This is a genomic window from Actinoplanes sp. NPDC048791 (assembly GCF_040650095.1).
GTDB lineage: Bacteria > Actinomycetota > Actinomycetes > Mycobacteriales > Micromonosporaceae > Actinoplanes.
Genome location: NZ_JBEZGQ010001091.1, coordinates 1 through 2655, shown reverse-complemented (window position 1 = coordinate 2655; position 2655 = coordinate 1). Strand labels below are relative to the sequence as shown.

Below are 2655 nucleotides of genomic sequence, written 5' to 3'. Positions count from 1 at the left end.
AGGCGGCCAGGGCCGGCAGGGCGCCGGGGGCCGGGGGCCGGCAAGCGGTCACGGCCGGCAAGCGGTCACGGCCGGCAGGCGGTCACGGCCGGCAGGCGGTCATGGCCGGCGATGCTCCTCCGTCGGCCATCGGGTGATGAAGAGCCAGTCCAGGCCGTCCTCACCCAAATCGTCCAGGTGCTCTGCGCGGGTGAGGCCCGCCCGCTGGGCCACCTTCTGGGAGGCGACGTTGTCCGGGCGGACCCGGGCGAGGATCGGCCACTCCGGAAGGTGGCGGCCGGCCCACTGCACCACGGCTGTCGCTGCTTCCGTCGCCACGCCGTTGCCCCAGGCCGCCGGATCGAGGCGGTAGAAGAGGTTCAGAACTTCGATCTCGCGGAAGCGGACCACCTTGAGGCCCGCGAAGCCGAGAATCTTGCCGGACTCGCGTTCCTCGACAACCCAGTAGCCGAAGCTGTGCCGGCGCCAATGGTCGTCCCACCGGCTGTAGAGGTGTTCGGCCTGGGCCCGCGTGGCGAGCAGGTCCGAAGGGTTGTGCCGGCAGGCCTCGGGGTCGCGGTGGATCGCGAAGATCGTTTCGAGGTCGGCAGGCCCGGGCCGACGCAAAGCCAGTCGCGCGGTGACAATCTCCACGCAACAGACTTTAGGCCCCGAGCCCGGACACCTCATCCCCGCCACCACCAAGACCGTCCCCACCAGGGCCAAACCACCGCAACGGCCCCGCAGCCGCCCATCCCGGCCACCGTCCGACTCCACCCGCGAGCCGGTCAGGGACCGCAACATGAGTCACGACAAGGGCGCGCTGCGGGCCATTAAGCCGACCGGCCACATCGATCCGCCGCGCATGACACTTGGCGGTGAGGCCCGCCGGACTGCCGCACCAATCCGCCGCGTGGGACACCAGGCGTCAGGCCCCGACCGACCGCCACACCCGAGCCGCCGCGTGGGACACCAGGCGTCAGGCCCCGACCGACCGACACCCGAGCCGCCGCGTGGGACACCAGGCGCGCCGGAGTCCGAGCCGCCGCGTAAGACGCCACGCGCGGGGTCGACCGCCACACCTGAGCCGTCGCGCAAAGACAAGACGCCAGGCCCAGGATGATCCGCCGCGTGGGACCACGACGCCCCAGACCCCAGCCGACCGCCACCATCAATTCCCGCGTAATGCACCGGGGCGGTGGACCCGGACCGGTCTCCACATCAATCCCCCGCCCAGGACACCAGGCGGTGCGTCGAAACGCGATCGGGCCGGTGATCTCGGCGCCGTGAATGACGACGCCAGGGATCACCGGCCCGGACAAGATCAGGGCAGCTGCGGCGCCACCGCTGCCGCGACCAGTTCGATGTGGTCGAGGTCGGTCAGGTCCAGCATCTGCAGGTACATCCGGGACGCGCCCGTCTCCGCGTACCGGCCGAGGATCTCCACCGCCTGGTCCGGCGTGCCCACCACCCCGCCGTTCCCGCGCATTTCTTCCACGTCGCGGCCGATTGCCGCCGCTCGGCGCTTCACTTCCGCCTCGTCGCGGCCCACGCACAGCACCGCCGCCGCCGACAGGGCCGGCGGCTGTGCCCGGCCGATCACTTCACTTGCCGCCCGGACCCGGTCGAACATCGCCGGTAGGTCCGTCACCTTCGCGAACGGGGCGTTGAACTCGTCGGCGTACCGGGCTGCCAGGGCCGGGGTGCGCTTCTTGCCCGCGCCGCCCACGATGATCGGCGGGCGGGGTGACTGGACCGGTTTGGGCAGGGCCGGCGAGTTCGTCACCTGGTAGTGCTTTCCCTCGAAGGTGTACTGCTCGCCCACCGGGGTCGTCCACAGCCCCTCGACGATCTCGAGTTGCTCCTCGAGGCGGTCGAAACGCTCGCCCACCGGCGGGAACGGGATGCCGTACGCGGTGTGTTCCTGCTCGAACCAGCCGCCGCCCAGGCCCAGTTCCACCCGGCCGCCGCTCATCGCGTCGACCTGGGCCACGCCGATCGCCAGCGGGCCCGGCAGCCGGAACGTCGCCGACGTGACCAGCGTGCCGAGCCGGATCCGGGACGTCTGCACAGCCAGTGCGGCCAGGGTCAGCCAGGCGTCGGTCGGGCCGGGCAGGCCGTCCCTGCCCATCGCGACATAGTGGTCGGAGCGGAAGAAGCCGTCGTAGCCGGTCTGCTCCGCTAGCTGGGCCACCCGCCGCAGGTCGTCGTGGGAAGCACCCTGCTGGGGTTCGGTGAAGATGACAAGACGCATAGATCAACAGTGCCAGAAGTGCCGCGACGCGCCCGGCCAGCCGCCACGCACGGAGTGTGCCGGGGCAGTAACGTGAACCACCATGGGCGGCTATGGATGGATCAGCCTCACCACCGACTACGGCACGTTCGACGGTTTCGCCGCCGCGTGCCGCGGGGTGATCGCGCGCATCGCTCCCGATGTGCGAGTCAACGACATCACCCACCACGTGCCGCCCGCTGACGTGGCGCGCGGCGCCGCGGTGCTGGCACAGACGGCGCCGCACCTGCCGCCGTCGGTGCACGTCGCCGTGGTCGACCCCGGGGTCGGCTCGGAGCGGCGCGGCATCACGATCGGCACCCCCGGCGGCGTCCGGGTCGGTCCGGACAACGGGCTGCTGATCTGGGCGGCCGAGGCGCTGGGCGGCATCGACGACGTGTTCG

The 2655-nt window shown here is 71.6% G+C and carries 3 protein-coding genes; 1 reads left to right on the top strand and 2 read right to left on the bottom strand.

Annotation, left to right across the window (positions count from 1 at the left end):
* Positions 1 to 99 precede the first annotated feature (99 nt).
* The gene (locus AB0C29_RS42610) at positions 100 to 633 is read right to left on the bottom strand and encodes a GNAT family N-acetyltransferase (protein ID WP_360833245.1); all 534 of its coding nucleotides are present in this window, start codon (positions 631 to 633) and stop codon (positions 100 to 102) included.
* A gap of 670 nt (positions 634 to 1303) precedes the next feature.
* Positions 1304 to 2233, bottom strand: a complete 930-nt coding sequence (locus tag AB0C29_RS42605) for an LLM class F420-dependent oxidoreductase (protein ID WP_360833243.1) — start codon at positions 2231 to 2233, stop codon at positions 1304 to 1306.
* 82 nt (positions 2234 to 2315) lie between these two features.
* Between AB0C29_RS42605 and AB0C29_RS42600 the strand changes: the two genes are divergently transcribed.
* The coding region (locus AB0C29_RS42600; protein ID WP_360833241.1) for an SAM-dependent chlorinase/fluorinase at positions 2316 to 2655 on the top strand (340 nt) is incomplete at its 3' end.

Coding starts and splice junctions, on each gene's coding strand:
- AB0C29_RS42605 (WP_360833243.1), bottom strand. CDS start 2,233: ATGCGTCTTGTCATCTTCACCGAACCCCAGCAGGGTGCTTCCCACGAC.